Below are 25,369 nucleotides of genomic sequence, written 5' to 3' on the forward strand. Positions count from 1 at the left end.
AAGCGAAGAGCAACCGTGATGGAAACAACGAATGAACTGGACCTGGTTTCATAAGCTCGGCTCGCCGAAATGGTTTTACGGCATCAGCGGCAAGCTGCTGCCCTGGCTGAGCGTTGCCGCCGTGTTGCTGATCGGTATCGGCGTGGTCTGGGGCCTGGCCTTTGCACCACCGGATTACCAGCAGGGCAACAGCTTCCGCATCATCTACATCCATGTGCCGATGGCGATGCTGGCCCAGTCCTGCTATGTCATGTTGGCCGTATGTGGCGTGGTCGGGCTGGTATGGAAAATGAAACTGGCCGACGTCGCCTTGCAATGCGCGGCGCCCATTGGCCATTCCATCACGTTCCTGGCGCTGGTGACCGGGGCCATCTGGGGCAAGCCGACCTGGGGCTCCTGGTGGGTCTGGGATGCCCGGCTGACCTCGATGCTCATCCTGCTGTTCCTGTACGCCGGCCTCATGGCCCTGAACGCCGCCATCAGCAACCGCGACAGCGCCGCCAAGGCCTGTGCGGTACTGGCGATTGTCGGTGTGGTGAACATCCCGATCATCAAGTACTCGGTGGAGTGGTGGAACACCCTGCACCAGGGCGCCACCTTCACCCTGACCGAAAGACCTGCCATGCCAGTGGAAATGTGGCTGCCGCTGTTGCTGACGGTACTGGGTTTCTATTGCTTCTTCGCCGTGGTGCTGTTGCTGCGCATGCGTCTTGAGGTGCTCAAGCGCGAAGCCCGGACCAGCTGGGTCAAGGCCGAAGTCCAACGCAGCCTGGAGGCCGCACAATGAGCTTTGCATCCTTCAGCGACTTTCTCGCCATGGGCCATCACGGCCTGTACGTCTGGTCGGCCTATGGCATCTGCCTGGTGGTCCTGGTGCGTGAGCTGGTGGCGCCGATCCTGGACCGCAGGAGCTATCTGCAACAAGAGGCGCGTCGTCTGCGCCGGGAGAACGGTAAGTGAATCCGCTGCGTAAAAAGCGTCTTTTGATCATCCTGGCGATCCTGGTAGGTGTGGGCATCGCCGTCGGCCTGGCCCTCAGTGCGCTGAAGGAAAACATCAACCTGTTCTACACCCCGACCCAGATCGCCAATGGCGAAGCCCCCCATGACACCCGCATCCGTGCCGGCGGCATGGTCGAGGCCGGTTCCCTGCAGCGCTCCGCCGACTCGCTGGACGTCAAGTTCGTGGTCACCGACTTCAACAAATCCGTGACCATCACCTACCGCGGCATTCTTCCGGACCTGTTCCGCGAAGGGCAGGGCATCGTCGCCCTGGGCAAGATCAATGCCGATGGCGTGGTGGTGGCCGATGAAGTGCTGGCCAAGCACGATGAGAAGTACATGCCGCCGGAAGTCACCAAGGCCCTGAAAGACAGCGGCCAGTCTGCTCCGACCCCGGCCAAGGAGGGTTAAGCCATGAGTTCCGCATTGTTCGTTCCCGAGCTCGGCCACCTGGCGATGATCCTGGCGCTGTGCCTGGCCCTGGTCCAGGCGGTGGTGCCGTTGCTGGGCGCCTGGCGTGGCGACCGCCTGTGGATGAGCCTGGCGCAGCCGGCGGCCTGGGGGCAGTTCGCCTTCCTGGTGTTCGCCTTCGGCTGCCTGACCTACGCCTTCATGAATGACGATTTCTCGGTGGCCTACGTCGCCCACAACTCCAACAGCGCCTTGCCCTGGTACTACAAGTTCAGCGCCGTGTGGGGCGCCCACGAAGGCTCGCTGTTGCTCTGGGCGCTGATCCTGGGCGGCTGGACCTTCGCCGTATCGGTGTTCTCGCGGCAGTTGCCGCAAGTGATGCTGGCCCGGGTACTGGCGGTGATGGGCATGATCAGCACCGGTTTCCTGTCGTTCCTGATCGTGACCTCCAACCCCTTCGCGCGGATCCTGCCCCAGGTTCCGGCCGATGGGCGCGACCTCAATCCGCTGTTGCAAGACATCGGCCTGATCGTCCACCCACCGATGCTCTACATGGGCTATGTCGGTTTCTCGGTGGCCTTCGCCTTCGCTATCGCTGCGCTGCTCGGCGGCCGCCTGGATGCCGCCTGGGCCCGCTGGTCGCGGCCCTGGACCATCGTCGCCTGGGCGTTCCTGGGCATCGGCATCACCCTGGGCTCCTGGTGGGCCTACTACGAGTTGGGCTGGGGTGGCTGGTGGTTCTGGGACCCGGTAGAAAACGCTTCCTTCATGCCCTGGCTGGTGGGCACCGCACTGATTCACTCCCTGGCCGTCACCGAGAAGCGCGGGGTGTTCAAGAGCTGGACCGTGCTGCTGGCGATCGCGGCGTTCTCCCTGAGCCTGCTGGGTACCTTCCTGGTCCGTTCCGGGGTCCTGACCTCGGTCCATGCCTTTGCCGCCGATCCTGAGCGCGGCGTGTTCATCCTGTTCTTCCTGTTGTTCGTGGTGGGCGGTTCCCTGACCCTGTTCGCCCTGCGCGCACCGGTGGTCAAGAGCCAGGTGGGCTTCAGCCTGTGGTCCCGGGAAACCCTGCTGCTGGGCAATAACCTGGTGCTGGTGGTGGCGGCGTCGATGATTCTGCTGGGCACCCTGTATCCACTGGTGCTGGATGCCCTGAGCGGCGCCAAGCTGTCGGTGGGCCCGCCGTACTTCAACGCCCTGTTCATTCCGTTGATGGCCTTGCTGATGGTGGTGATGGCGGTTGGCGTGCTGGTGCGCTGGAAAGACACCCCGGTGAAGTGGCTGCTGGGCATGCTCGGTCCGGTGCTGCTGGGCAGCGTGGCCCTGGCCGTGGTGGCCGGCATCGCCTATGGCGACTTCAACTGGGCGGTGCTGGCGACCTTCATGCTGGCAGCCTGGGTGTTGCTGGCCAGCGTGCGGGATATTTTCGACAAGACCCGCCACAAGGGCCTGATCAAGGGCCTGCCGAGCCTGACCCGCAGCTACTGGGGCATGCACCTGGCGCACGTGGGTATCGCGGTCTGCGCCCTGGGCGTGGTGCTGTCGAGCCAGAACAGCGCCGAGCGCGACCTGCGCCTGGAGCCGGGCGAGTCCATGGAACTGGCCGGCTACCACTTCATCTTCGAGGGCGCCAAGCACTTCGAAGGACCTAACTTCACGTCCGACAAGGGCACTGTCCGTGTCGTGCGCAACGGCAAGGAAGTGGCGGTGCTGCACCCGGAAAAACGCCTGTACACCGTGCAGAGCTCGATGATGACCGAGGCCGGGATCGATGCCGGTTTCACCCGTGACCTCTATGTCGCCCTGGGCGAATCCCTGGGTGATGGCGCCTGGGCCGTGCGGGTACACGTCAAGCCATTCGTGCGCTGGATCTGGCTGGGCGGTCTGCTGACCGGCCTGGGCGGGATGCTGGCGGCACTGGACCGGCGCTATCGAATCAAGGTGAAAAGCCGAGTGCGCGAGGCACTGGGCATGACGGGAGCCACCGCATGAAGCGCTGGATGATGATGTTGCCCCTGGCGGCGTTCCTGGTGGTGGCGGTGTTTCTCTACCGCGGCCTGTACCTGGACCCGGCCGAGCTGCCATCGGCGATGATCGGCAAGCCGTTCCCCGAGTTCTCCCTGCCTTCGGTGCAGGGCGACAAGACCCTGACCCGTGCCGACCTGCTGGGCAAGCCGGCGCTGGTCAATGTCTGGGCCACCTGGTGCATTTCCTGCCGGGTCGAGCATCCGGTGCTGAACAAGCTGGCCGAGCGCGGCGTGGTGATCTACGGGATCAACTACAAGGACGTCAACGCCGATGCCCTGAAGTGGCTGGCCGAGTTCCACAATCCCTACCTGCTGGACGTGCGTGACGAAGATGGCTCCCTGGGCCTGAACCTTGGTGTGTATGGCGCTCCGGAAACCTTCTTCATCGATGCCAAGGGCATCATCCGCGACAAGTATGTCGGGGTGATCGACGAGGTGGTATGGCGCGAACAGCTGGCTGCCAAGTACCAGGCCCTGGTGGACGAGGCCAAGCCATGAAGCGCTGGTTATTCGCCGCCCTGTTGGGCTTGAGCATTGCGGGGGTGGCCCATGCCGCCATCGACACCTACCAGTTCGCCAATGACAGCGAGCGCGAACGCTTCCATGAGTTGACCAAGGAACTGCGCTGCCCCAAGTGCCAGAACCAGGATATCGCCGACTCCAACGCGCCCATCGCCGCGGACTTGCGCAAAGAGATTTTCCGCATGCTCGGCGAGGGCAAGGACAATCAGCAAATCGTCGATTTCATGGTCGACCGCTACGGCGACTTCGTACGCTACAACCCGGCCCTGACCGGCAAGACCGCCTTGCTCTGGTTCGGCCCCGCCGCCCTGCTGCTGGGCGGCCTGGTGATCATCGCCGTGATTGTCCGGCGCCGCCGCGCCCAGCGCGGCGACAGCCCGAACACGCTTTCCGCCGAGGAGCGGCAGCGCCTTGACCAACTGCTGGATAAAAACCACCCATGATTGATTTCTGGCTTGCGGCAGGCCTGTTGCTCCTGATCGCCTTGAGTTTCCTGTTGATCCCGGTATTGCGCGAACGTCGCGCCCAGCGTGAAGAGGATCGGACCGCCCTGAACGTGGCGTTGTATGAAGAGCGCCTGGCCGAGCTGCAGGGCCAGCAGCAAGAAGGCGTGCTCACTACCGAGCAACTGGACAGCGGTCGCGCCGAGGCCGCCCGCGAGTTGCTGGCGGACACCGAAGGCAGTGGCCAGGCCAGCGGTTCGCGCCTGGGCAAGCCGCTACCCTTGCTGGCTGCGTTGCTGGTGCCGGTACTGGGCGTGGCCTTGTACCTGCACTTCGGCGCCAGCGACAAAGTCGAGCTGACTCGCGAGTTCGCCCAGGCGCCGCAGACCATGGAGGAAATGACCCAGCGCCTGGAGCGTGCGGTGGCGGCCCAGCCGGACTCCGCCGAAGGGCTGTACTTCCTCGGGCGTACCTACATGGCCCAGGACCGGCCGGCGGACGCGGCGAAGATCTTCGAGCGCACCGTGGCCCTGGCCGGACGTCAGCCCGAGCTGCTGGGGCAGTGGGCCCAGGCCCAGTATTTCGCCGACGACAAGAAGTGGTCGGACAAGGTCCAGGCCCTCACCGACGAAGCGCTCAAGGCCGACCCCAATGAAGTCACCAGCCTGGGCCTGCTGGGCATCGCTGCGTTCGAGGCCGAGCGGTTCCAGGACGCCATCGACTACTGGAAGCGCCTGCAGGCGCAATTGCCGCCGGACGACAAGTCCCGTGCTGCTCTGCAAGGCGGGATCGACCGGGCCAGCGAGAAACTGGTGGCTGCCGGGGGCAAGGTCGCCACCGAGCCGACGGCCAAGGCCAAGGGGGCACTGATCAAGGTCCGGGTCGACCTGGCCGCCGAGCTCAAGGCCAAGGTCCAGCCAGGCGACAGCGTCTTCATCTTCGCCCGTGCCACCCAGGGGCCGCCTGCGCCACTGGCCGCCAAGCGCCTGACGGTCGCCGACCTGCCGACTACCGTCGAGCTGGGCGATGCCGATGCGATGATGCCGCAGTTGAAACTGTCGAACTTTCCTGAAGTCCAACTGGTTGCGCGCGTATCCCGTGCCGGCCAGCCAATGACCGGCGAATGGGTCGGGCGTAGCCAGCCCCTGGCCAGCAGCACCCGTGCCGCCCAGCAGCTGACCATCGACACTCCGGATCAATAAGCAGAGAAGCCGTCATGACCGCCATCGCTCGCATCACCCTGTTGTCACTGGTCCTGGGGTTGAGTGCTTGTACGGTCCATCGGCCGCTTCCCACCAGTTCCGAGCCCATCCCGCCAGCGGGGCCGAGTACGCACCCGGCCCCCAGCCCGGCACCGTCGACCAGGCCGGTCACGCCGGGCACGCCCCATGCCCCCGCGCCTGCGACCAAGCCCTTGCCTCGCACTTCCACCCACTTCGCACCGCCGCCTGGTGGCAACAGTCACTGGGATGCGCGACTGGGGGTCTATGTGCTGGATAACCAGAGCAACACCTTCTACCGCCAGCGCACCTATTACCGCTGGAACAATGGTTGGAGCCGCGCCATCAGCCCCGACGGCCCGTGGGAGGACACCGATATCCATGGTGTGCCGGCAGGGCTCGGGCGCCAGTTCCAGTAAGCCGGGCTACCGCCTCCGTCACCGGGCCGCAGGCTCGGGTCTCCCATTTAAGCCACCGGCTCGCTGGCCGATACAGCGGGGTGTTCCCGAGTAGTGGCTATCGAGTGTCCGATGAAGAAAGACCTGAACAAACCCTATTTTGCGCCGATGTTTTTCTGGCTGGTGGTGATCGGCGTTCTGCTGCTGGTATATGGCATGGGGCCGGCCGAAGTGCCGGAGCTGATCTATCTGTCGGTACAACCGTTGTCCTTGCTGGTGGTCTTCGCCTTTTTCTATTACCTGTGTTGCTGGACCTTGATCTCGGTGTTCCCACTGGGCGAGGTGGGCTGGAAGAAGGTGGATTACCTTTGGTTGGCCCTGGCGTCCATGGCGTTGGTCAGTGCGACCCAGGTGGTGCGGGTGGACTGGTTCCAGACCGACTTCCATCTGGCCCAGAGCGCCGAGTCCGGCTTGCAGCGACGGGTGATGGCGGACATCGACGACCTGCTGGCCCCCGAACAGTGCAAGTCGGCGCCCCAGCGCCTTGAACCCCAGGACGCCGCCCAGGTAGCCAGCCTGTGCGAACGCTTCGCCACACTGCCGCGCATGGCCGATGGGCGCTTGTCGACACTCGGCGTGGTCCAGGTGGAACAGGCCCTGGAGTCGCTGCAGGGCGAGTATTCCTCACCCCTGGTCAGCCAGTGGCTGGAACGTATCGGGACCGACTTCTCCGAGCAAAAGCGCCAGCGCGAGGAAGTCCGCCGCCTGCATCAGCTGACGCAGGCCAGCCAGGCTGAAAAAACCTACAGCTACTGTTCTCCCTTGCTATTGGTGATTGCCCTGGCCCTGCGAGCTGCCAAGGTCACCGGCGAGGTGCTGCTCAAGGCGCCGCGGCGGCGCAAGCTGTGGCTGATCGTCAATCGGCGCGTGGTCCTCGATGGCCAGGGGTTTGCCCGTGGAGCCCGTGCCCGCCTGGACGAAGCCTTGAGGAACTGGCGAGTCGCGCAGTGGGGGGTGGTGCACCTGGCGTGCGATTTCATCGCCCCGGCCAGCCCACAGGACACCCAGGTGCCGGTGGGGGCAGGGTTCTACGAAAATGAATTCCATCTGGCTAACCTCGCTGAATTCGATAGCAGCGAATTCGTCGAATGGACTGCGAGCCAGAGCATCGATCTTCTGTACCTGGTGGGGGAGACCGACGCCGGGCTGATCGAGCGCGTGCGCCGCTGGGGCCAGGAGAGCAACGTCGAGGTCCTGATTCGCGAGCGGATTTGAGTGCCTGTTCGTCCTTGCCTCCTGGGCTTACGGCTGCCAGCTCAAGGTGCGGGAGATACGCCGCTACGCCCTGTCCCGCTCCAAGAGCAACGATGCATGTGCTTACATTTTTTCCGATAGCAGGCTAATGTTTTTCTTCGGCCCTGGTGCTGGCAGCCTGGCGCCGTGCAATCCGTTCAACAGAGGAAGGCGCTCCTATGAATCGGTCTTTGCTTGGCCTGTTTCGCAGTATCCAGTGCATTGCCCTGGCAGCCATGCTGGGTAGTGCACTGGCCCAGGATGCTCCCGGCATGCGGGTCGGTGTACGCGGGGAGATCGCCGGGATCAGTGGCGATGTACTGCGGGTGCATGTCACAACCGGCGAGAATGTCAGTGTCGAGCTGACGCCGCAGACCCAGGTGCGTGCCGTGACCCTGGCCAATATCGAGGACATCAAGCCCGGCAGCTACATCGGCTCGGCGGCGGTGCCCATGGCCGACGGCACTCTCAAGGCCCTGGAGGTGCATGTGTTTCCGCCGCAGATGGCCGGGACCGGCGACGGCCACCGGCCTTTCGACCTGGCCAAGGGCAGCAGCATGACCAACGGCAGCGTTGGCGATCTGGTGGTGAGCAATGGCCGGACCCTGACCGTCAACTACAAGGGTGGCCAGCAGAAGATCCTGGTGCCTGACGATGTGCCCATCGTCAATCTGCTGCCGGGGGATCGCAGCTTGCTCAAGTCCGGGGTCAAGGTGGTGATGTTCGTCACCCAGGGCGCCGACGGCAAACTGACTGCGCAATCGATTTCCGCTGGCAAGGACGGGGTGAAACCGCCGATGTAGGTTCGTCGTCCGGTGTTGCGTTGCCGGATGTTTCCATACCGGGGTTGTGCTGGCGGTCCGCCGAGCCCTGGTTTAGGGTTTGCGGTCGTTCAATAACGGCGGAGTCCCTTATGGAAAAGTCAACGTTCAATCCGGCCACGGTGTTCAACTCGTTGCAATACGGTTTCAGCCAGGCCGTGGAGGTGCGGGGCGGGCGGCGCTTGCTGCTGTCCGGGCAGGTGGGGGTGGACGAGTACGAGCGGACCGTGGGCCCGGGCCTGCGGGAGCAGACCGAGCAGGCGTTCGACAATATCCAGCGGGTGCTGGCCGAGGCCGGTGGGGCGTTGGCGGATGTGGTAATGCTGCGGATCTATATCGCCGAAGCGGCCCGGGACCAGCAGGAGCACATCAGCGAGGTCTTGCTCGAACGCTTTGCCAGCCAGCCACCGGCGTCTTCGTGGATCATTGTCAGCGGCCTGTCGCTACCCGAGTGGCTGATCGAAGTCGAGGCAGAGGCAGTGCTGGAGGAGCGTCAGCAGGTCGTCGAAACGGCGCTGTTCAATCCGGCGCGGGCCATCTGACCGCCAGTCAAGAAAATGCTAGGAGCGAGGCTTGCCCGCGATGGACTCGGAGCGCTGCGTTTATCCAGTGAACACGCGCTACCATCGCGAGCGAACTTCGCTCCTACCGGGATCACCTCGCTTAACTGATCGGCATTAACCGCACAGATCGCTTTTTCTATTCACCCGCGAGGGGTCACTTGGCGTTGGTGTAGATCTGGTCGAAGATCCCGCCGTCGTTGAAGTGGGTCTTCTGCACGCTGCGCCAGTCGCCGAAGGTCTTCTCCACCGAAAGGAAGTCGACTTTCGGGAAGCGGTCGGTGAACTTGGCCAGCACCTTCGGATCCCGCGGGCGCAGGTAGTTGTTGGCGGCGATCTCCTGGCCTTCCGGCGACCACAGGTACTTCAGGTATTCCTCGGCGGCGGCGCGGGTGCCTTTCTTCTCCACCACCTTGTCCACTACCGACACCGGAGGCTCGGCTTCGGCGGAGACGCTCGGGTAGATCACCTCGAACTGGTCGCGGCCGAATTCGCGGGCGATCATTTCCGCCTCGTTCTCGAAGGTCACCAGCACGTCGCCGATCTGGTTGGTCATGAAGGTCGTGGTGGCGGCGCGGCCACCGGTGTCCAGCACCGGCGCCTGCTTGAACAGCTTGCCGACGAAGTCCTTGGCCTTGTTCTCGTCGCCGCCGTTCTTGAGCACGTAGCCCCAGGCCGAGAGGTAGGTGTAGCGACCGTTACCCGAGGTCTTGGGGTTGGGCACGATCACCTGCACGCCGTCCTTGAGCAGGTCCGGCCAGTCCTTCAATGCCTTGGGGTTGCCCTTGCGCACGATGAACACCGTGGCCGAGGTGAAGGGGGCGCTGTTGTCCGGCAGGCGGGTGACCCAGTTGTCCGGGACCAGCTTGCCGTTGTCCGCCAGGGCGTTGATGTCGGTGGCCATGTTCATGGTGATGACGTCCGCCGGCAGGCCGTCGATCACCGAGCGCGCTTGCTTGCTGGAGCCGCCGAAGGACATCTGCAGGGTGATGTTTTCGTTGTGCTCGGCCTTCCAGTGCTTCTGGAAGGCGGCGTTGTAGTCCTTGTAGAAGTCGCGCATCACGTCGTAGGAAACGTTGAGCAGGGTCGGTGCGGCCTGGGCGGCGCCAGCCAGGGCCAGGCCGGCGGCCAGGAGCGAAGCGCTGAAGAGTTTTTTCACTGCACATTTCCTTTTATTCGAGAGTGAAGGCAATTTGCCGCCGACTATAGCCGGGGCGCTATATCTCTTTAAAGATTGAAAAGTACTTTGCTTATTCCATTTTCTTAAAAAGGGCATTACCGCAGCGTGAACAGAAGGCGGCGGCCGGTTCATGGTGGTTCTTGCGGCACACCGGGCAGTCGTGTTTGAGCTGCTCGCCGCGCATGGCGCTGGCCAGCTCGGCGGTGAAGATCCCGGTGGGCACGGCGATGATCGAGTAACCGGTGATCATCACCATGGACGAGATCACCTGGCCGATCACCGTCTTGGGCACGATATCGCCGTAGCCCACGGTGGTCAGGGTGACGATGGCCCAGTAGATGCCCTTGGGAATGCTGGTGAAGCCGTGCTCCGGGCCTTCGACCACGTACATCAGGGTGCCGAACACCGTGACCAGGGTGCAGACGCTGAGCAGGAACACCAGGATCTTCTGCTTGCTGCCGCGCAGGGCGTCGAGCAGGTAGTGAGCCTGCTTGAGGTAGGGCGCCAGCTTGAGCACCCGGAAGATCCGCAGCATGCGGATGATGCGGATGATCAACAGGTACTGGGCGTCGCTGTAGTACAGGGCGAGGATCCCGGGGACGATCGCCAACAGGTCCACCAGCCCGTAGAAGCTGAAGGCATAGCGCAGCGGCTTGGGCGAACAGTACAGGCGCAGCCCGTACTCGATGGCGAAGATCAGGGTGAAGCCCCATTCGATGTACGCCAGGACGTTGGCGTAGTCGCGGTGCACCTGGTCGATGCTGTCGAGGATCACGATCACCAGGCTGGCGAGAATGATCAGCAGCAAGGTGGTATCGAAGCGTCTTCCAGCCACGGTGTCGGTCTGGAAGATCATCACGTAGAGGCGTTGCCGCCAGTTGTCGCTGTTACCCATGGAAATCGCCTGAATCGAAGATCAGCGAAGCCTAGGTGGATTCGTCGCGCTAGCGCAAGGCGCCTCGCTGCGTGGCGTGCGGCCCAACACCCGATTGCAGGCCAGCACCAGCCAGCAGGCAAGGACGAAGGGGCCGGTCAGAGGCGGCAAGCCTATCGCGGCGATGCCGGGGGCGATCAACAGCGCCAGGACCATGCCCAGCAGCGGCCACCAGGGGCGCAGGCCAAGTTGGCCCAAGGCCAGGGCCACCAGCGCGCAGTTGTAGCCGGCCAGTCCCGAGAGCGCCTGGCCGGGCTCCTGCAGCATGACCGCCACGGCCAGGCCGAACCCCGAGCCGCCCAGGGCCCAGATCGCCGCCCGACGGTTGGCCAGCAGCAGGCCGGCGAAGACCAGCAGCCCCGCCAGCCAGTCGCCGAGGAACATCACCTGGCCCAGGCCCTGGAACAGGCCGCCCAGCAGCCCCGTGGGTGACAGCCCTGCGGTTTGCGGGTGGGCGGCCAGCGGTGTGAACAGGCCCGCCAGGAGCCAGCCGAGGCCGACGAAGGGCGCGGTGTAGGCCGGCAGCCGGGCGGGTTGCCGGGCGCGCTTGAGCCACTGCTGGGTGATGATCGCGCTCAGGCCGCCGGCGGCGATGATCAAAGGTGGCAGCAAGATCGACCAGGGCAGGTACAGGCTCAGCAGCAGCCCGAGCAATACGCCGTTGTAGCTGAACAGCCCGGCTTGCCGATCGGCCTTGGCGTAGCCCCGTTGCTGGGCCGTCAGTAGTCCGGCCAGGGCGCCGAGCAGGGCGCCACCGAGCAGCGCCGGAGCGCTGGCCAGGATCGCCAGCAGGCACAGCAGGCCGCACAGCGGGTCGCGCTGGAGAAAGATCTGGCTGAAGCCATTGAGCAGGGCAGTGGCCCAATCGGGGCAGAAAGCGTTGAACGACTGTGACGGCATGATGGACATCGGTCAGTGCGGCCGCTGTTGGCTGCGTCCGGCCCACCAGGCTCTCTCTGTGGAGAGCGCTGAATGGACCGGGGTCGCAGCGCCGGCAGTGGGGCAGGTCAGAGAAGGGTTTCGACACGCAGGGAATTAGTCGTCCCAGGTTGGCCAAACGGCACACCCGTGGTGATCACGACGGTATCCCCGCGCTTGGCCAGGCCTTGGGCCTGGGCGATTTCCAGGGCCGTGGCACACACTTCATCCACTTGGCGCAGGCGATCGTTGACCACCGAATGCACACCCCAGGCCACGCTCAGGCGGCGGGCCGCCAGCAGGTTGGGGGTCAGGTTGAGAATGGGCACCGACGGTCGTTCCCTGGCGGCGCGCAAGGTGGAGCTGCCGGATTCGCTGTAGTTCACCAGCACCGCCACCGGCAGGATGCTGCAGATACGCCGGATCGCACAGCTGATGGCATCGGACACCGTGGCTTCGGCCTGGGGCCGGCTGACGTCCAACTGGGCCTGGTAGTCCGGCCCGGTTTCCACCTGGCGGATGATCTTGCTCATCATCTGCACGGCTTCCAGCGGGTACTCGCCTGAAGCGGTTTCCGCCGACAGCATCACCGCATCAGCGCCTTCGGCCACCGCATTGGCGACATCGGTCACTTCAGCCCGGGTGGGCGCCGGGCTGAAACGCATGGACTCCAGCATCTGCGTGGCCACCACCACCGGCCTGCCCAGTTGGCGGCAGGTACCGATGATGTCCTTCTGGATCTGCGGCACGGCTTCGGCCGGTACCTCGACTCCCAGGTCGCCCCTGGCCACCATGATTGCGTCGCTCAGTTCGGCGATTTCCCGCAGTTGAGCCACTGCCGAGGGTTTTTCGATCTTGGCCATCAGGAAGGCCTTGTTGCCGATCAGCTCCCGGGCTTCGCGGATATCTTCCGGGCGCTGCACGAAGGACAGCGCCACCCAGTCCACCCCCAGTTCCAGGCCGAAGCTCAGGTCGCGGCGGTCCTTGGCGGTCAGCGGGCTCAGGTCCAGCACCGCCTGGGGTACGTTGACCCCCTTGCGGTCCGAGAGCTCGCCACCGTTGAGCACCGTGGTGTCGATGGCGTCGGCGTGCCTGGCCAGGACTCGCAAGCGCAGCTTGCCGTCGTCCAGCAGCAGGTCCATGCCCGGCTCCAGGGCGGCGATGATCTCCGGGTGCGGCAGGTTGACCCGCTGGGTGTTCCCGGGTGCCGGGTCCAGGTCCAGGCGCAGGGCTTGGCCGCGCACCAACTGGACCTTGCCGTCGGCGAAGGTGCCGACTCGCAGCTTCGGTCCTTGCAGGTCCATGAGGATGCCCAGTGGGTGGTTCAACTCGCTTTCGATCTGGCGGATCCAGGCATAGCGCTGGGCATGATCGGCATGGCTGCCGTGGCTGAAATTGAGCCGGAAGATGTTCACTCCGGCCTGTACCAGCTCACGGATGTCCTCGATGCCGTCGGTGGCCGGGCCCAGGGTGGCGAGGATCTTGACCTTCTTGTCAGGCGTCATGTTTGGTGGTCTCGAGAATCAGGATGGCGCGGAAGTCGTTGACATTGGTACGGGTCGGCTCGGTGACGATCAGGCTGTCCAGGGCCGCGAAATAGCCGTAGCCATTGTTGTTGTCCAGCTCGTCGCTGGCGTTCAGGCCCAGGGCCGTGGCGCGGGCGAAGCTGTCCGGGGTCATGATGGCCCCGGCGTTGTCCTCGGAGCCGTCGATGCCGTCGGTGTCGCCAGCCAGGGCGTAGATGCCGGGATGGCCCTTGAGGCTGTCGGTCAGGCTCAGCAGGAACTCGGCATTGCGCCCGCCACGGCCCGTACCGCGTACCGTGACCGTGGTCTCGCCGCCGGACAGGATCACGCAGGGCGCGGCCAGGGGTTGGCCATGCAGGGCCACCTGGCGGGCGATGCCGGCGTGGACCTTGGCCACCTCGCGGGACTCGCCCTCCAGGTCGCCGAGGATCAACGGGCTGAAACCGGCCTGGCGCGCCTTGACTGCCGCCGCCTCCAGGGATTGTTGAGGCCGGGCGATCAGCTGGAAATGGCTGCGGGCCAGGCACGGGTCGCCGGGTTTGACGGTTTCCGACTCGGGGCTCTGCAGCCAGGTGCGCACTGCCGGCGGTACCTCGATGGCGTAGCGCTGGAGGATCGCCAGGGCCTGGGCCGAAGTGCTGGGGTCGGCCACGGTGGGGCCGGAGGCGATGACCGTCGCCAAATCGCCGGGAACATCGGAAATCGCATAGGTGTAGACCGTGGCTGGCCAGCAGGCCTTGGCCAGGCGCCCGCCCTTGATCGCCGAGAGGTGCTTGCGCACGCAATTCATCTCGCCGATGGTGGCGCCGGACTTGAGCAGGGCCTTGTTGAGCGCTTGCTTGTCGGCCAGGGTGATGCCAGCGGCGGGCAGGGCCAGCAGCGCCGAGCCACCGCCGGACAGCAGGAAAATCACCCGGTCCTGTTCCGTCAGGTCGCTGACCATCTCCAGCACCCGCCGAGCCACGGCCAGGCCGGCGGCATCGGGCACCGGGTGGGCCGCTTCGACCACCTCGATCTTGTGGCAAGGGGCGCCGTGGCCATAGCGAGTGACCACCAGCCCACGGACTTCGCCCTGCCAGTTGCGTTCGACCACCTGGGCCATAGCCGCGGCGGCCTTGCCGGCGCCGATGACGATGACCCGGCCGCTGCGGTCGCTGGGTAGGTGGGCTTCGAGGACATGTTGCGGATGGGCGGCGTCGATGGCTGTGGCAAACAGCTCACGCAGCAATTGTTGCGGATCGACCGACATGGCGGGCTCCCGGATTCTTGTTATGGGGGCGTGAAACAGGTGTAGCCACCGCCAAGGGCGGTGTCAGGGTCGGCAGGGCCTGTCCGTGGCCCGCAGTGATGCGTTTCCTGCGGACCTTCGCACAGCCCGGGGCGGTGGCTACGAATGCTGCTTAGTGTTTGTCGCGGATCGAGAAGTTGGCCATGTGCTCCAGGCCCTTGATCAGGGCCGAGTGGTCCCAGTTGCCGCCACCGATGGCGTTGCAGGTGCTGAACACCTGCTGGGCGTTGGCGGTGTTGGGCAGGTTGATGCCCAGCTCGCGGGCGCCGCTGAGGGCCAGGTTGAGGTCCTTCTGGTGCAGGTTGATACGGAAGCCCGGGTCGAAGGTGCCCTTGATCATGCGTTCGCCATGCACTTCCAGGATGCGCGAGGAGGCGAAGCCGCCCATCAGTGCTTCGCGCACCTTGGCGGGGTCGGCGCCGTTCTTCGCGGCGAACAGCAGCGCTTCGGCCACGGCCTGGATGTTCAGGGCAACGATGATCTGGTTGGCCACCTTGGCGGTCTGGCCGTCGCCGTTGCCGCCGACCAGGGTGATGTTCTTGCCCATGCTCTGGAACAGCGGCAGGGCGCGTTCGAAGGCCTGGCTGTCGCCGCCGACCATGATGCTCAGGGTCGCGGCCTTGGCCCCGACTTCACCGCCGGACACCGGGGCGTCCAGGTATTGCGCGCCTTTTTCGTTGATCTTGGCGGCGAAGGCCTTGGTCGCGGTGGGCGAGATCGAACTCATGTCGATGACGATCTTGCCCTTGCCGATCCCGGCAGCCACGCCGTCGGCGCGCAGCAGCACGTCTTCGACCTGGGGGGTGTCGGGCACCATGATGATCACGAACTCGGCTTCCTGGGCCACTTCCTTGGGGGAGGCCAGGGCCACGGCGCCGGCGGCGATCAGGTCGGCCGGGGCCTTGCCGTGGTGTTCCGAGAGCAGCAGGTTGTGGCCGGCCTTCTGCAGGTTGGCGGCCATGGGGTGGCCCATGATGCCGGTGCCGATGAATCCGATTTTAGCCATGGGAAAATCCTCTTTTTATTGCTCTATAAGGTTGCGGGTGCCAAGGCATCCGTCTTGCGGGCAGCCTGGCCCCTACCGTAGGGGCGAGCAGCATCCGGCTGGCCCGCGATGAACGATGACGCGGTGGCCGATCAGATGGCGTTGTGGCTCTTGAGCCAGCCCAGGCCCGCTTCGGTGGTGGTCAGCGGCTTGTACTCGCAGCCGACCCAGCCCTGGTAGCCGATGCGCTCCAGGTGCTCGAACAGGAAGCGGTAGTTGATCTCGCCGGTGCCCGGTTCGTTGCGCCCGGGGTTGTCCGCCAGTTGCACGTGGTTGATCTGCTCCAGGTGGTTGGCCAGGGTCCGGGCCAGGTCTCCTTCCATGACCTGCATGTGATAGATGTCGTACTGCAGGAACAGGTTGGCGCTGCCGACCAGCTCGCGGATCGACAGCGCCTGGGCGGTGTTGTTGAGGTAGAAGCCGGGAATGTCGCGGGTATTGATGGCTTCCATTACCAGCTTGATGCCCACGGCCTGGAGCTTGTCGGCGGCGTACCTGAGGTTGTCGACGAAGGTCTTTTGCACCAGGGCCTCATCCACGCCCTGGGGGCGGATGCCGGCCAGGCAGTTGACCTGGGTGTTGCCCAGGACCTGGGCATAGGCGATGGCCAGATCGACCCCGGCGCGGAATTCCGCGACCCGGTCGGGCAGGCAGGCGATGCCACGCTCGCCCTTGGCCCAGTCGCCGGCCGGCAGGTTGAACAGCACCTGGGTCAGGCCGTGGGCGTCGAGCTGGGCCTTGATCTCGGCCGAGCTGAACTCATAGGGAAACAGGTACTCGACCCCGCTGAAGCCGGCATCGGCGGCAGCCTTGAAACGGGCGAGGAAGTCCTGTTCGGTGAACAGCATGGACAGGTTGGCGGCAAAACGCGGCATGGTGGTCTCCTGTGGATCTATCAAGTCCTGTCGCCGCTGGCACGGGCTGCGCAACGGTTCGAGGAACCTTGCGCGATACCAGAGCCCGTTTGGGGCGATCGCAGCCTTCGGCAGCGGCAACAGACACTGTGCGGGTGGGTCAGTCGAGCAGGGAAATTGCAGTGGGGGCGTCGTTGCCCACCAGTGCCAGGTCCTCGAACTCGTTGACCGCGTTGATCTCGGTACCCATGGAGATGTTGGTCACCCGTTCCAGGATGATCTCCACCACCACCGGTACCTTGAAGGTTTCGACCAGCTCCTGGGCCTGGCGCAGGGCCGGCTGGATATCCTTGGGCTCGAACACTCGCAGGGCCTTGCAGCCCAGGCCTTCGGCCACCGCGACGTGATCCACGCCGTAGCCATTGAGCTCGGGAGCGTTGAGGTTGTCGAAGGACAACTGCACGCAGTAGTCCATCTCGAAGCCGCGCTGGGCCTGGCGGATCAACCCCAGGTAGGAGTTGTTCACCACCACGTGGATGTACGGCAGGTTGAACTGCGCACCCACCGCCAGCTCTTCGATCATGAACTGGAAGTCGTAGTCGCCGGACAGTGCCACCACCTTGCGGCTTGGGTCAGCCTTGACCACCCCCAGGGCCGCAGGAATGGTCCAGCCCAGCGGGCCGGCCTGGCCGCAGTTGATCCAGTGGCGTGGCTTGTAGACGTGCAGGAACTGCGCGCCGGCGATCTGCGACAGGCCGATGGTGCTGACGTAGCAGGTGTCCTTGCCGAACACCTGGTTCATTTCCTCGTAGACCCGCTGCGGCTTGACCGGCACGTTGTCGAAGTGGGTCTTGCGCTGCAGGCTGGCCTTGCGCTGCTGACAGTCGTGCAACCAGGCGCTGCGGTCCTTGAGCTTGCCGGCCGCTTGCCACTCGCGGGCCACTTCCAGCAGTACGGTAAGGGCGCTACCGGCGTCGGAGACGATGCCCAGGTCGGGAGTGAAGACCCGGCCGATCTGGGTCGGCTCGATGTCCACGTGGATGAACTTGCGGCCTTCGGTGTAGACATCCACCGAGCCGGTGTGGCGGTTGGCCCAGCGGTTGCCGATGCCCAGTACGACATCGGACTTGAGCAGGGTGGCGTTGCCGTAGCGATGGGAGGTCTGCAGGCCGACCATGCCCACCATCTGCGGGTGATCGTCGGGAATGCTGCCCCAGCCCATCAGGGTCGGGATCACTGGGATGCCGGTCAGCTCGGCGAACTCCACCAGCAGCTCGCTGGCATCGGCGTTGATCACCCCGCCGCCGGCCACCAGCAACGGCCGTTCGGCCTGGGCCAGCAGGGCCAGGGCTTTCTCGGCCTGGACCCGGGTGGCCGAGGGCTTAGCCAGGGGCAGGGGCTGGTAGGCGTCGATATCGAATTCGATTTCCGCCATCTGCACGTCGAACGGCAGGTCGATCAGTACCGGGCCAGGGCGGCCGGAGCGCATTTCATAGAAGGCTTTCTGGAAGGCGTAGGGCACCTGGCCCGGCTCCAGCACGGTGGTGGCCCACTTGGTCACCGGCTTGACGATGCTGGTGATGTCCACGGCCTGGAAGTCTTCCTTGTGCAGGCGGGCACGGGGAGCCTGGCCGGTGATGCAGAGGATCGGGATGGAGTCGGCCGAGGCACTGTACAGGCCGGTGACCATGTCGGTGCCGGCGGGGCCCGAGGTGCCGATGCACACGCCGATGTTGCCGGCCTTGGTGCGGGTGTAGCCCTCGGCCATGTGCGAGGCGCCTTCGACGTGGCGAGCGAGCACATGATCGATGCCGCCGACTTTCTGCAGTGCGGAGTACAGCGGGTTGATGGCAGCGCCCGGGATGCCAAAGGCGGTGTCGACCCCTTCACGGCGCATCACCAGAACGGCGGCTTCGATTGCTCTCATTTTGCTCATGGTTTTGTGCCTCTTACGTTTTGTAATTGTATACAAGTGGCTTTGCGCAGAGTGTATTCACGGCGGGCTGCGCAGGTCAATGGCTTTTCTTGGAAGCAGACGGCTGCGTGTTTAGCCCCGATAAACCGGTGTCATTTTGTCGCATGGGCTATATTTCAACAATTATTGTATACAAAAACAAAGTTCATTGTGTTCTATTCGTTGCATCGAGCTTCTCCTGAAATGAGCTCCACCAGGCTTTCCAATAACAAGATGAGGACGGCACCCATGAGCGCTTTAACCTTGAAAGTCGCAATCAACCTGGCCAACCAGGCCATCCAGGCGGGGCGCAAGATCAGTGCCGCGCCACTGGCCATCGCGGTACTCGATGCCGGTGGTCATCTGGTGACCTTGCAAAGGGAGGATGGCGCTAGCCTGCTGCGCCCGCAGATCGCCATCGGCAAGGCCTGGGGGGCGATCGCCCTGGGCAAGGGTTCGCGCCTGCTGGCGCTGGATGCCCAGCAGCGCCCGGCCTTCATCGGCGCACTCAACAGCCTGGGGCAGGGCAGCGTGGTACCGGCGCCGGGCGGGGTATTGATTCGTGATCAGGCGGGCTTGGTGATCGGCGCCATCGGCATCAGTGGCGATACCTCGGACATCGATGAGCAGTGCGCCATCAGCGCCATCGAAGCCCAGGGCCTGGCCGCGGATGCAGGCGTCAGCGCCTAGGTCGCGCAGTACGTGTAGCCGCTGTCGAACCTGCGAGGCTGCGATCGGGTGCGCGTCGCCCGCCAAACCGGGCGACGCGGTACCTCAGGTTAATTGCCGATAGCCACCAGGGGGCTCGTGCCGAGCCGTACGCAGCCTGCGGGAACCCCATGGCGCCCTTGAACCGGGCGGCGCCAGGAGGGCGGGTTATGCGGATTCGGGCTCGCAGCCCTTGAGTACCAGGCGGATGATGGTCTGGGCGGCGGCTTCGTAATCTTCGTCAGCCAGCTTGGCCTTGCCGGTGACCACCGAGATCTGCCAGTCGAAGTCGGCGTAGGTCTGGGTCGCGGCCCAGATGCTGAACATCAGGTGGTGCGGATCCAGGGGCGCGATCTGGCCACGGTCGATCCAGGTCTGGATGCACTCGATGTTGTGCTTGGCCTGGGCGTTGAGCTGTTCCACCTGGTCCGGGCTCAGGTGCGGCGCGCCATGCATGATCTCGCTGGCGAACACCTTGGAGGCGAAGGGCAGGTCGCGGGAGATGCGGATCTTCGAGCGAATGTAGCCGCTGAGCACCTCGCTGGGCACGCCGTCGGCGTTGAATGGAGTGGAGGCCTGGAGAATGGGCTCGATGATGCTTTCGAGCACCTCGCGATAGAGGTTTTCCTTGGACTTGAAGTAGTAGTAGACGTTGGGCTTGGGCAACCCGGCCTTGGCGGCGATGTCGCTGGTCTTGGTCGCAGCGAAGCCCTTGTCGGCAAACTCTTCGCTGGCGGCTCGCAGAATCAGTTCTTTATTGCGCTCGCGGATGGTGCTCATAAACCAGGGGATTCCTTGCCTGTTCGGGCGGTTGCGCATGGTAGCACCGGGGTTGCGAGAGGCTCAAGAATGCCCACTGGGCAGCTTTTTTCCGAGTTGAAGGGGGCTTTTGGGGCAAGGGCGAGCGCATGCGCTCCTGGAGCGATCGACGCTTATAGGGGGCATGGCGGAGCCGGTCGCTATCTCGCCGGTAGCCTATGCCACAGGCTATGCTGCGGCCTCATTTGACGAAGGGAAGCCTGGCCCATGGCAGGAAGCAGTTTGCTGGTCTTGATCGACGATATCGCCGCGGTGCTGGATGACGTGGCCTTGATGAGCAAGATGGCGGCGAAGAAGACCGCCGGGGTCCTGGGGGATGACCTGGCCCTCAACGCCCAGCAGGTATCGGGTGTTCGTGCCGAGCGCGAGATTCCGGTGGTCTGGGCCGTTGCCAAGGGCTCGTTTCGCAACAAGCTGATCCTGGTACCGGCGGCGCTGGCCATCAGTGCCCTGGCGCCCTGGCTGGTGACGCCCTTGTTGATGCTCGGTGGCGCCTACCTGTGTTTCGAGGGTTTCGAGAAACTGGCGCACAAGTACCTGCACGCCGCCGATGCGGGTGCCGAGCCTGTGCAAAGCCAACAGGCGCAGGTCGATCCGTCGCTGGACCTGGTGGCCTTCGAACAGGACAAGATCAAGGGAGCGATCCGCACTGACTTCATTCTCTCCGCAGAAATCATCGCCATCACCCTGGGCACCGTGGCCGGCGCTTCGCTGGCCCAGCAGGTAGTGGTGCTTTCGGGAATCGCGGTGGTGATGACGGTGGGGGTCTATGGCCTGGTGGCCGGTATCGTCAAGCTCGATGACCTGGGGCTGTGGCTGGCAGGCAAGCCTGGGGCCCTGGCCAGGCGAGTTGGCGCGGCGATCCTGCGGGCGGCGCCATTGATGATGAAGAGCCTGTCGGTGATCGGTACTGCCGCGATGTTCATGGTCGGCGGCGGCATCCTGACCCATGGGGTTCCCGCCTTGCATCACCTGATCGAAGACCTGGCCGGGCGCAGTGCCTCGCTGCTCGGCGCCGTTGCGGTGCTGACGCCGACCCTGCTCAATGCCGTGGTCGGGGTCATTGCCGGGGCTCTGGTGCTGGCGGCGGTGACGCTGGCGGGCAAGCTCTGGCGTGGCCTGCGCGGTTGAGCCTGGCCTCAGGCCGCGGCTTGCTCTGCCTCCGGGCGTGGGGCTTGTGCCTGTTGGCGGCACCAGCGGCGCCAGGTGGCCTGCAACTGCATGAGCGCAGCGTGGGCCATCTCCCGTGAGGTTTCGGGGAGGTTGGGGGCGCTTGCCAGTGCCTGGAGCAAGGATCGCGTCGGGCCATCCAGTTGGTCGTGGCGCAGGGTCGTAGGGCCGCCGCTCCTGAGCAGCATCGCCAGGTGATTCAGATAGCGATCACGCTCGATGGCCAGGGCGCCGCGAGTGGTGTCCAGGCAGCCGCGCAGCTGTAGCAGCTCGTCTCCCAGGTCCAGCCCCTGGAGGCCATTGTCCCAGTGGTCGCGGCGGTTCTCGGGTTGCATCTGCCAATACCGGGACACGCGGATCAGGCGATCGGCCATGCGTCCGCCGAACCAGCTTTCGGCCTGCTCCAGCGGCCTTGAAGTGAGCTGTGCCAGGTCGAACAAGGAGGCTTTGAACATCCGGCGGTAGTGATGCTCCCCCGGGCTCAGGCTGACCAGGCGCAGCACCACCACGGCAATAGCGACGCCCATCAGGGTGGCCATGGCCTTGTTCAGGAAGGCGGCCAGGTCATAGGTCATCAGGTTGCCGGGGCCGACGTTGTTGACGAAGAAAATGCAGAAGGCCGACGCGATCGGTGCCAGTTTCGGCCGGCTCATGCAGAGCGACGCGAAAAATAGCGGCACGCCAAGGCCCAGGTACAGCAGGGGAAAGCCATCCCAGCCGGGGAGCAGGCCGAGGCCGACGAAGCCTGCGACAGGAACCGACAGGGCGATACCCTTGAGGAAGTTCAGGCAGGCTGCTGCAGGGTTCTCGCGGCCGGCGAACAGACTTAGCACCACACCGCAGATGGAGACCGCCCCCAGGCCCGAAGGCCAGGCGCAAAGGAGCCAGAAAGCGGCCACGGCGAGAAAGGCCAGGGCACTGCGCAATCCGCCCAGCAAGCCTTGCTCAAGGTCTCGGTGCCAGGACAAGGCTCCTGGGGCGCCGGGAGGAACCAGGCCCTGTTCCAGGGCACTGACGCTACGAGCACTTTGCGCCACCAGGTCCAGCACCTGGGACAGTTGCAGCAGGCAGAGACGGGCTTCGGTCGATTGCGAGCGATCGGCCAAGCCTTGTTCCAGGCGCTGGGCCAGGGCGGCCAAGGGCGACTCATGCTCGGCTGCCAGGGCCTGGCTGGTTTCGCGGATCAGCGCTTGCACCGATTGTGCCTCTTGCGGTTCGAGCAACTGTCGCTGTCGGGCCACGCTCCTGGCGGCGCGCAGCAGGCCCAGCAGGTCACGACTCAGAACGCGCAATGCCTGGGAACGGCGGCGCCCCTGTGCGCCCTCGAACCAGGCGTGATCGCGCTGGGCATCCACGGTGACGATGCTGCCCAGGGCGAGCAGCAGGCCCTGGCGTTGGTCATCCCCCAACAGTTCCGACGCTGTGGCGCGGCGCCCGGCCAGCCAGGCTGCCCGGCCCTGGGCGGCGAGGGCCTGCTCGACCCGGCGTGGCCAGAGCACGAGGCTGGCCACGCAGGCGCAAATGATCCCCAAGCCGATCTCCGAACAACGTGCCACCGCCTGGTCGAACACCTGCAAGGGCGCCACAGTGGCGGGCAGGGCAATGATTGCCGCGGTATAGCCGGCCAGCACGAATCCGTAGGCGGCATGGTTGCGCAGCAGCGAGGCGCCGGTGGTACACAAGGCCAGCCACAGGGCCATGGCCAGCAGGAACAGCAGCGGTGCCTGGCCCAGCAGACCGATGAGCAGGATCGATGCCAGGGCTCCGATCACCGTGCCCAAGAGACGATAAGCCCCCTTGGCCAGGACCATGCCGCTGCTGGATTGGCTGACGATGAACACGGTGGTCAGGGCCCATTGCGGTTGTTGAAAATCCAGGCGCAGGGCCAGGTAGAGCGCCAGTCCACCGGCAATCAGGTTCCGGGTGGCGAACAGCAGGTCCGAGGGGGTGGGAGCGAAGAGGGCTTGCCAGGTATCGGCGACACGAAAAGTCGGCAGTTTCATGTTGTGGCCACATAGATAGCTAGCTAACGATTAGCATCGTATCTACATTGCCTGAAGCTGCCAATGGTTGTTTCGAGCCTGGCGGGGCCGGTTGAAAGGTATGGCTGAATGGCGGGAACTGGCCGCCCTCCGATGGAAGGGCGGCCGGGCACTTACTCGGCGATCTGCAGCTTGCGGGCTTCGGTATAGACGTAGCGCACTTGTTCGTACTCGAACGGCGAGTTCAGCTCGCCGTAGCGGAAGTTGGTCTGGTAGCGCTTGTCGACACCGCGCAGCAGCCAGAGCTCCGGATGGTTCTTGCTGACTTCGGCGACATTGAGGAAGTTGATCGCCGATTCGGCGGTGTAGTCCACTGCCAGGCCGGCGGTGTCGCGCAGGTTCGACGGGCCGAGGATTGGCAGCACCAGGTAGGCCCCGCCAGGAACGCCATAGAAACCCAGGGTCTGGCCGAAGTCTTCGCTCTGGCGCGGCAGGCCCATCTTGGTGGCCGGGTCCCACAGGCCGGCAATGCCGATGGTGGTGTTGAGCAGCAGGCGGGCCGTGGTTTCCATCGAGCGCTGGCCCTTGAACTGCAACAGGCTGTTGAGCAGGTTGGGCACGTCGCCCAGGTTGTTGAAGAAGTTGCTGACCCCGGTGCGCAGGAACCTTGGCGTCACGTAGCGGTAGCCATCTACAACAGGCAGGAACACCCATTGGTCGAAGCGGTAGTTGAAGTGATAGACCCGGCGGTTCCAGGACTCCAGCGGGTCATAGACGTTCAGTGCACTGAGGGTCGAGCGTTCGAATTCACGCTGGTCCAGGCCCGGGTTGAACTTGAGTTGTTGCAGTGGCTCGGTGAACCCGTCGGGATCGGGGGCGGTGGTGGTGCCGGCCAGGCTGTTATCGGCCTGGGCATAGCCTGTGCAGAGCAACGCAGCGATAAGCAGGAGATGTTTAGCCACGGAAGAACTCCAGCATGGCGTCGCTGTTGACGCGGTAGTTGAGGTTGCCGCAGTGGCCACCATGGGGGTAGACGGTCAGGCGCTCGCCAAAGGTCCGGCGCAGGAAGCCCAGGTCGCCGGGGCCCAGGATCACGTCGTCGGCGTTATGCATCACGGCGATCTTCGGGCTGGCCTTGAGGTAATCCTGCAGGGCGTAGAGGCTGACCTGGTCGACCAGTTGCAGCAGGCTGCCGCCATCGGTGCGGGCGCGCCACATCGGGATCACTTGCTCGGTCAGGTAGCAGTCGAAGTCGCATTGCAGGGCACGCTTGAGGAAGGGCGTGAGGCTGGTGCCCTCGCGGATCGGGTACTTGGGCGGGGTAATCAGGCCGCGACGGTTGATCAGGTCCGAGGTGAAGGCGATGTCAGCCGCCGAGAAGCGGAAGGAGGTGCCGATCAGCATCGCCATCTGCTCGTTGCTCAGGTGCTGCTTGGATTGCTGCAGGTCGTAGAGCAGGGCATCGGTCAGGTCGATGTAGCCCTTCTGCTGGAAGTAGCGGGTGAGCTTGGCCAGCATCAGTTCGTAGAAGGTAGTGCTGTTGTTGATGCCCTTGACCTCGGTCTGCACCAGTTTGTCGAGGTTGGTGATCGAGGTGTAGAGGTTGACCGGAGGGTTGAGCAGCAGGACTTTCTTGAAGTTGAAGGTACGCCGGGTTTCGTCGAGCTTGCTGACGAACGCGGCATCCAGGGCGCCGAGGCTGTAGCCGGTGAGGTAGAAATCAGTGATCGGCAGCTTGGCATTCTGTGCCCGCACAGCCTGCATGACCCGGTAGAGATCCTGGGCGTCCTCGGCGGTCACGCCCGGGGTGGCGAAGCGCGAGGCGGCGCTGATGAAGTCGAAGCTGGTGGGCGAGGACAGCTGCACCACGTGGTAGCCGGCCTTGTAGTAGAGCTTCTTCAGGTATTCGTTGAGTGTGCTGTCGTAGCGTGCGCCAGTACCGGCGATCAGGAAGATCAGCGGGGCTGCATGGTCCTGGGTGGCGATGCGGTAGGTGAGCTTCTTCACCGCCCAGAAATTGTCCGGGAGGGTGAATTCACGCTCCGGGCGCAGGGTCAGGCTGTAGTCCGACTGACGGATGTCTTCATCGGAAGGCAGCTCCGGGCGCAGGTCCGGCGGCGTGGTGACGATGGTGGCTTCGAAGGGATTGGTCAATGGATAGCCGTAGCCGGCCGGGTCGACATCGACCGCCAGTGCGGACGCACTCAGGATAAGGCCGCCGAACAGGGCGGCGAAGCGCAAGGAACGAAGCATGACTGTATCCCTAGAAGGAAGGTGCCGAATGAGGTTCGCAGG

Annotated in this window: 25 protein-coding genes; 13 read left to right on the forward strand and 12 right to left on the reverse strand. The window is 64.5% G+C overall.

Features of this window, described 5'->3' with window-relative positions; all coding sequences use genetic code 11:
- The first annotated feature begins 31 nt into the window (after positions 1-31).
- The 11 genes from ATY02_RS09800 to ATY02_RS09850 all read left to right on the forward strand — a co-directional run bounded on the left by ATY02_RS09800 (position 32) and on the right by ATY02_RS09850 (position 8,678).
- A complete protein-coding gene (locus ATY02_RS09800) occupies positions 32-787 on the forward strand; it encodes a heme ABC transporter permease (RefSeq protein WP_068578478.1) in 756 nt (251 codons plus the stop codon).
- A complete protein-coding gene (gene ccmD / locus ATY02_RS09805) occupies positions 784-960 on the forward strand; it encodes a heme exporter protein CcmD (RefSeq protein WP_022643069.1) in 177 nt (58 codons plus the stop codon). Before ATY02_RS09800 ends, ccmD begins: the two co-directional genes overlap by 4 nt.
- Positions 957-1,412, forward strand: coding sequence for a cytochrome c maturation protein CcmE (ccmE, locus tag ATY02_RS09810; RefSeq protein ID WP_068578480.1), 456 nt, complete (start codon positions 957-959; stop codon positions 1,410-1,412). The genes ccmD and ccmE overlap by 4 nt, the downstream gene beginning before the upstream one ends.
- A gap of 3 nt (positions 1,413-1,415) precedes the next feature.
- On the forward strand, positions 1,416-3,404 hold the full coding sequence (locus ATY02_RS09815) for a heme lyase CcmF/NrfE family subunit (protein ID WP_068578483.1): 1,989 nt from the start codon (positions 1,416-1,418) through the stop codon (positions 3,402-3,404).
- A complete protein-coding gene (locus ATY02_RS09820) occupies positions 3,401-3,937 on the forward strand; it encodes a DsbE family thiol:disulfide interchange protein (RefSeq protein ID WP_068578485.1) in 537 nt (178 codons plus the stop codon). The genes ATY02_RS09815 and ATY02_RS09820 overlap by 4 nt, the downstream gene beginning before the upstream one ends.
- On the forward strand, positions 3,934-4,404 hold the full coding sequence (locus tag ATY02_RS09825; protein ID WP_068578487.1) for a cytochrome c-type biogenesis protein: 471 nt from the start codon (positions 3,934-3,936) through the stop codon (positions 4,402-4,404). Before ATY02_RS09820 ends, ATY02_RS09825 begins: the two co-directional genes overlap by 4 nt.
- On the forward strand, positions 4,401-5,606 hold the full coding sequence (ccmI, locus tag ATY02_RS09830) for a c-type cytochrome biogenesis protein CcmI (RefSeq protein WP_068578489.1): 1,206 nt from the start codon (positions 4,401-4,403) through the stop codon (positions 5,604-5,606). The genes ATY02_RS09825 and ccmI overlap by 4 nt, the downstream gene beginning before the upstream one ends.
- Before the next feature lie 14 nt (positions 5,607-5,620).
- Positions 5,621-6,043, forward strand: coding sequence for a hypothetical protein (locus ATY02_RS09835; protein WP_068578491.1), 423 nt, complete (start codon positions 5,621-5,623; stop codon positions 6,041-6,043).
- A 111-nt stretch (positions 6,044-6,154) separates the two neighbouring features.
- Complete coding sequence (locus ATY02_RS09840; protein WP_068578493.1) at positions 6,155-7,297, forward strand: hypothetical protein; 1,143 nt, start codon at positions 6,155-6,157, stop codon at positions 7,295-7,297.
- 197 nt (positions 7,298-7,494) lie between these two features.
- Positions 7,495-8,118, forward strand: coding sequence for a hypothetical protein (locus tag ATY02_RS09845; protein ID WP_068578495.1), 624 nt, complete (start codon positions 7,495-7,497; stop codon positions 8,116-8,118).
- Between the two features lie 110 nt (positions 8,119-8,228).
- Entirely contained in the window at positions 8,229-8,678 is a 450-nt protein-coding gene (locus ATY02_RS09850) for a RidA family protein (RefSeq protein WP_068578497.1), read from the forward strand.
- 175 nt (positions 8,679-8,853) lie between these two features.
- On the opposite strand, the gene ATY02_RS09855 is transcribed toward ATY02_RS09850, so the two are convergent.
- The 8 genes from ATY02_RS09855 to gcl form a co-directional block, all read right to left on the reverse strand.
- On the reverse strand, positions 8,854-9,855 hold the full coding sequence (locus ATY02_RS09855; protein ID WP_068578499.1) for a sulfate ABC transporter substrate-binding protein: 1,002 nt from the start codon (positions 9,853-9,855) through the stop codon (positions 8,854-8,856).
- A 91-nt stretch (positions 9,856-9,946) separates the two neighbouring features.
- Positions 9,947-10,771, reverse strand: a complete 825-nt coding sequence (locus ATY02_RS09860; RefSeq protein ID WP_068578501.1) for an ion transporter — start codon at positions 10,769-10,771, stop codon at positions 9,947-9,949.
- 21 nt (positions 10,772-10,792) lie between these two features.
- Positions 10,793-11,710, reverse strand: a complete 918-nt coding sequence (locus ATY02_RS09865; protein ID WP_068578530.1) for an urea transporter — start codon at positions 11,708-11,710, stop codon at positions 10,793-10,795.
- A 107-nt stretch (positions 11,711-11,817) separates the two neighbouring features.
- Positions 11,818-13,233 carry a pyruvate kinase gene (pyk, locus tag ATY02_RS09870; protein ID WP_068578503.1) on the reverse strand — a complete coding sequence of 472 codons (1,416 nt, stop codon included), beginning with the start codon at positions 13,231-13,233 and terminating at the stop codon, positions 11,818-11,820.
- Positions 13,223-14,503, reverse strand: a complete 1,281-nt coding sequence (locus tag ATY02_RS09875; protein WP_068578505.1) for a glycerate kinase type-2 family protein — start codon at positions 14,501-14,503, stop codon at positions 13,223-13,225. Before ATY02_RS09875 ends, pyk begins: the two co-directional genes overlap by 11 nt.
- 151 nt (positions 14,504-14,654) lie before the next feature.
- Positions 14,655-15,548 (reverse strand): 2-hydroxy-3-oxopropionate reductase, encoded by an 894-nt coding sequence (locus ATY02_RS09880; RefSeq protein ID WP_068578507.1) that lies wholly within the window; start codon positions 15,546-15,548, stop codon positions 14,655-14,657.
- Positions 15,549-15,679: 131 nt separating this feature from the next.
- Positions 15,680-16,462 carry a hydroxypyruvate isomerase gene (gene hyi / locus ATY02_RS09885; RefSeq protein WP_068578509.1) on the reverse strand — a complete coding sequence of 261 codons (783 nt, stop codon included), beginning with the start codon at positions 16,460-16,462 and terminating at the stop codon, positions 15,680-15,682.
- A 139-nt stretch (positions 16,463-16,601) separates the two neighbouring features.
- Positions 16,602-18,377 (reverse strand): glyoxylate carboligase, encoded by a 1,776-nt coding sequence (gene gcl, locus ATY02_RS09890; RefSeq protein WP_068578512.1) that lies wholly within the window; start codon positions 18,375-18,377, stop codon positions 16,602-16,604.
- 267 nt (positions 18,378-18,644) lie between these two features.
- Between gcl and ATY02_RS09895 the strand changes: the two genes are divergently transcribed.
- On the forward strand, positions 18,645-19,085 hold the full coding sequence (locus ATY02_RS09895) for a GlcG/HbpS family heme-binding protein (RefSeq protein WP_068578514.1): 441 nt from the start codon (positions 18,645-18,647) through the stop codon (positions 19,083-19,085).
- 186 nt (positions 19,086-19,271) lie between these two features.
- Here the strand turns inward: ATY02_RS09895 and ATY02_RS09900 are convergent, their stop codons facing one another.
- Positions 19,272-19,883, reverse strand: a complete 612-nt coding sequence (locus ATY02_RS09900) for a TetR/AcrR family transcriptional regulator (RefSeq protein WP_068578516.1) — start codon at positions 19,881-19,883, stop codon at positions 19,272-19,274.
- 246 nt (positions 19,884-20,129) lie between these two features.
- On the opposite strand from ATY02_RS09900, the gene ATY02_RS09905 reads away from it, so the two are divergent.
- The gene (locus tag ATY02_RS09905) at positions 20,130-21,053 is read left to right on the forward strand and encodes a DUF808 domain-containing protein (protein ID WP_068578518.1); all 924 of its coding nucleotides are present in this window, start codon (positions 20,130-20,132) and stop codon (positions 21,051-21,053) included.
- Positions 21,054-21,061: 8 nt separating this feature from the next.
- On the opposite strand, the gene ATY02_RS09910 is transcribed toward ATY02_RS09905, so the two are convergent.
- The 3 genes from ATY02_RS09910 to ATY02_RS09920 all read right to left on the reverse strand — a co-directional run bounded on the left by ATY02_RS09910 (position 21,062) and on the right by ATY02_RS09920 (position 25,327).
- Positions 21,062-23,095, reverse strand: a complete 2,034-nt coding sequence (locus ATY02_RS09910; RefSeq protein ID WP_068578521.1) for an FUSC family protein — start codon at positions 23,093-23,095, stop codon at positions 21,062-21,064.
- A gap of 152 nt (positions 23,096-23,247) precedes the next feature.
- The gene (locus ATY02_RS09915) at positions 23,248-24,036 is read right to left on the reverse strand and encodes a VacJ family lipoprotein (protein WP_068578523.1); all 789 of its coding nucleotides are present in this window, start codon (positions 24,034-24,036) and stop codon (positions 23,248-23,250) included.
- The gene (locus tag ATY02_RS09920; protein WP_068578525.1) at positions 24,029-25,327 is read right to left on the reverse strand and encodes a serine/threonine protein kinase; all 1,299 of its coding nucleotides are present in this window, start codon (positions 25,325-25,327) and stop codon (positions 24,029-24,031) included. Before ATY02_RS09920 ends, ATY02_RS09915 begins: the two co-directional genes overlap by 8 nt.
- Between the last annotated feature and the right edge of the window lie 42 nt (positions 25,328-25,369).

Origin of the sequence: Pseudomonas sp. BIOMIG1BAC, from assembly GCF_001705995.2 — a bacterium.
Taxonomy (GTDB): Bacteria; Pseudomonadota; Gammaproteobacteria; order Pseudomonadales; family Pseudomonadaceae; genus Aquipseudomonas; species Aquipseudomonas sessilinigenes.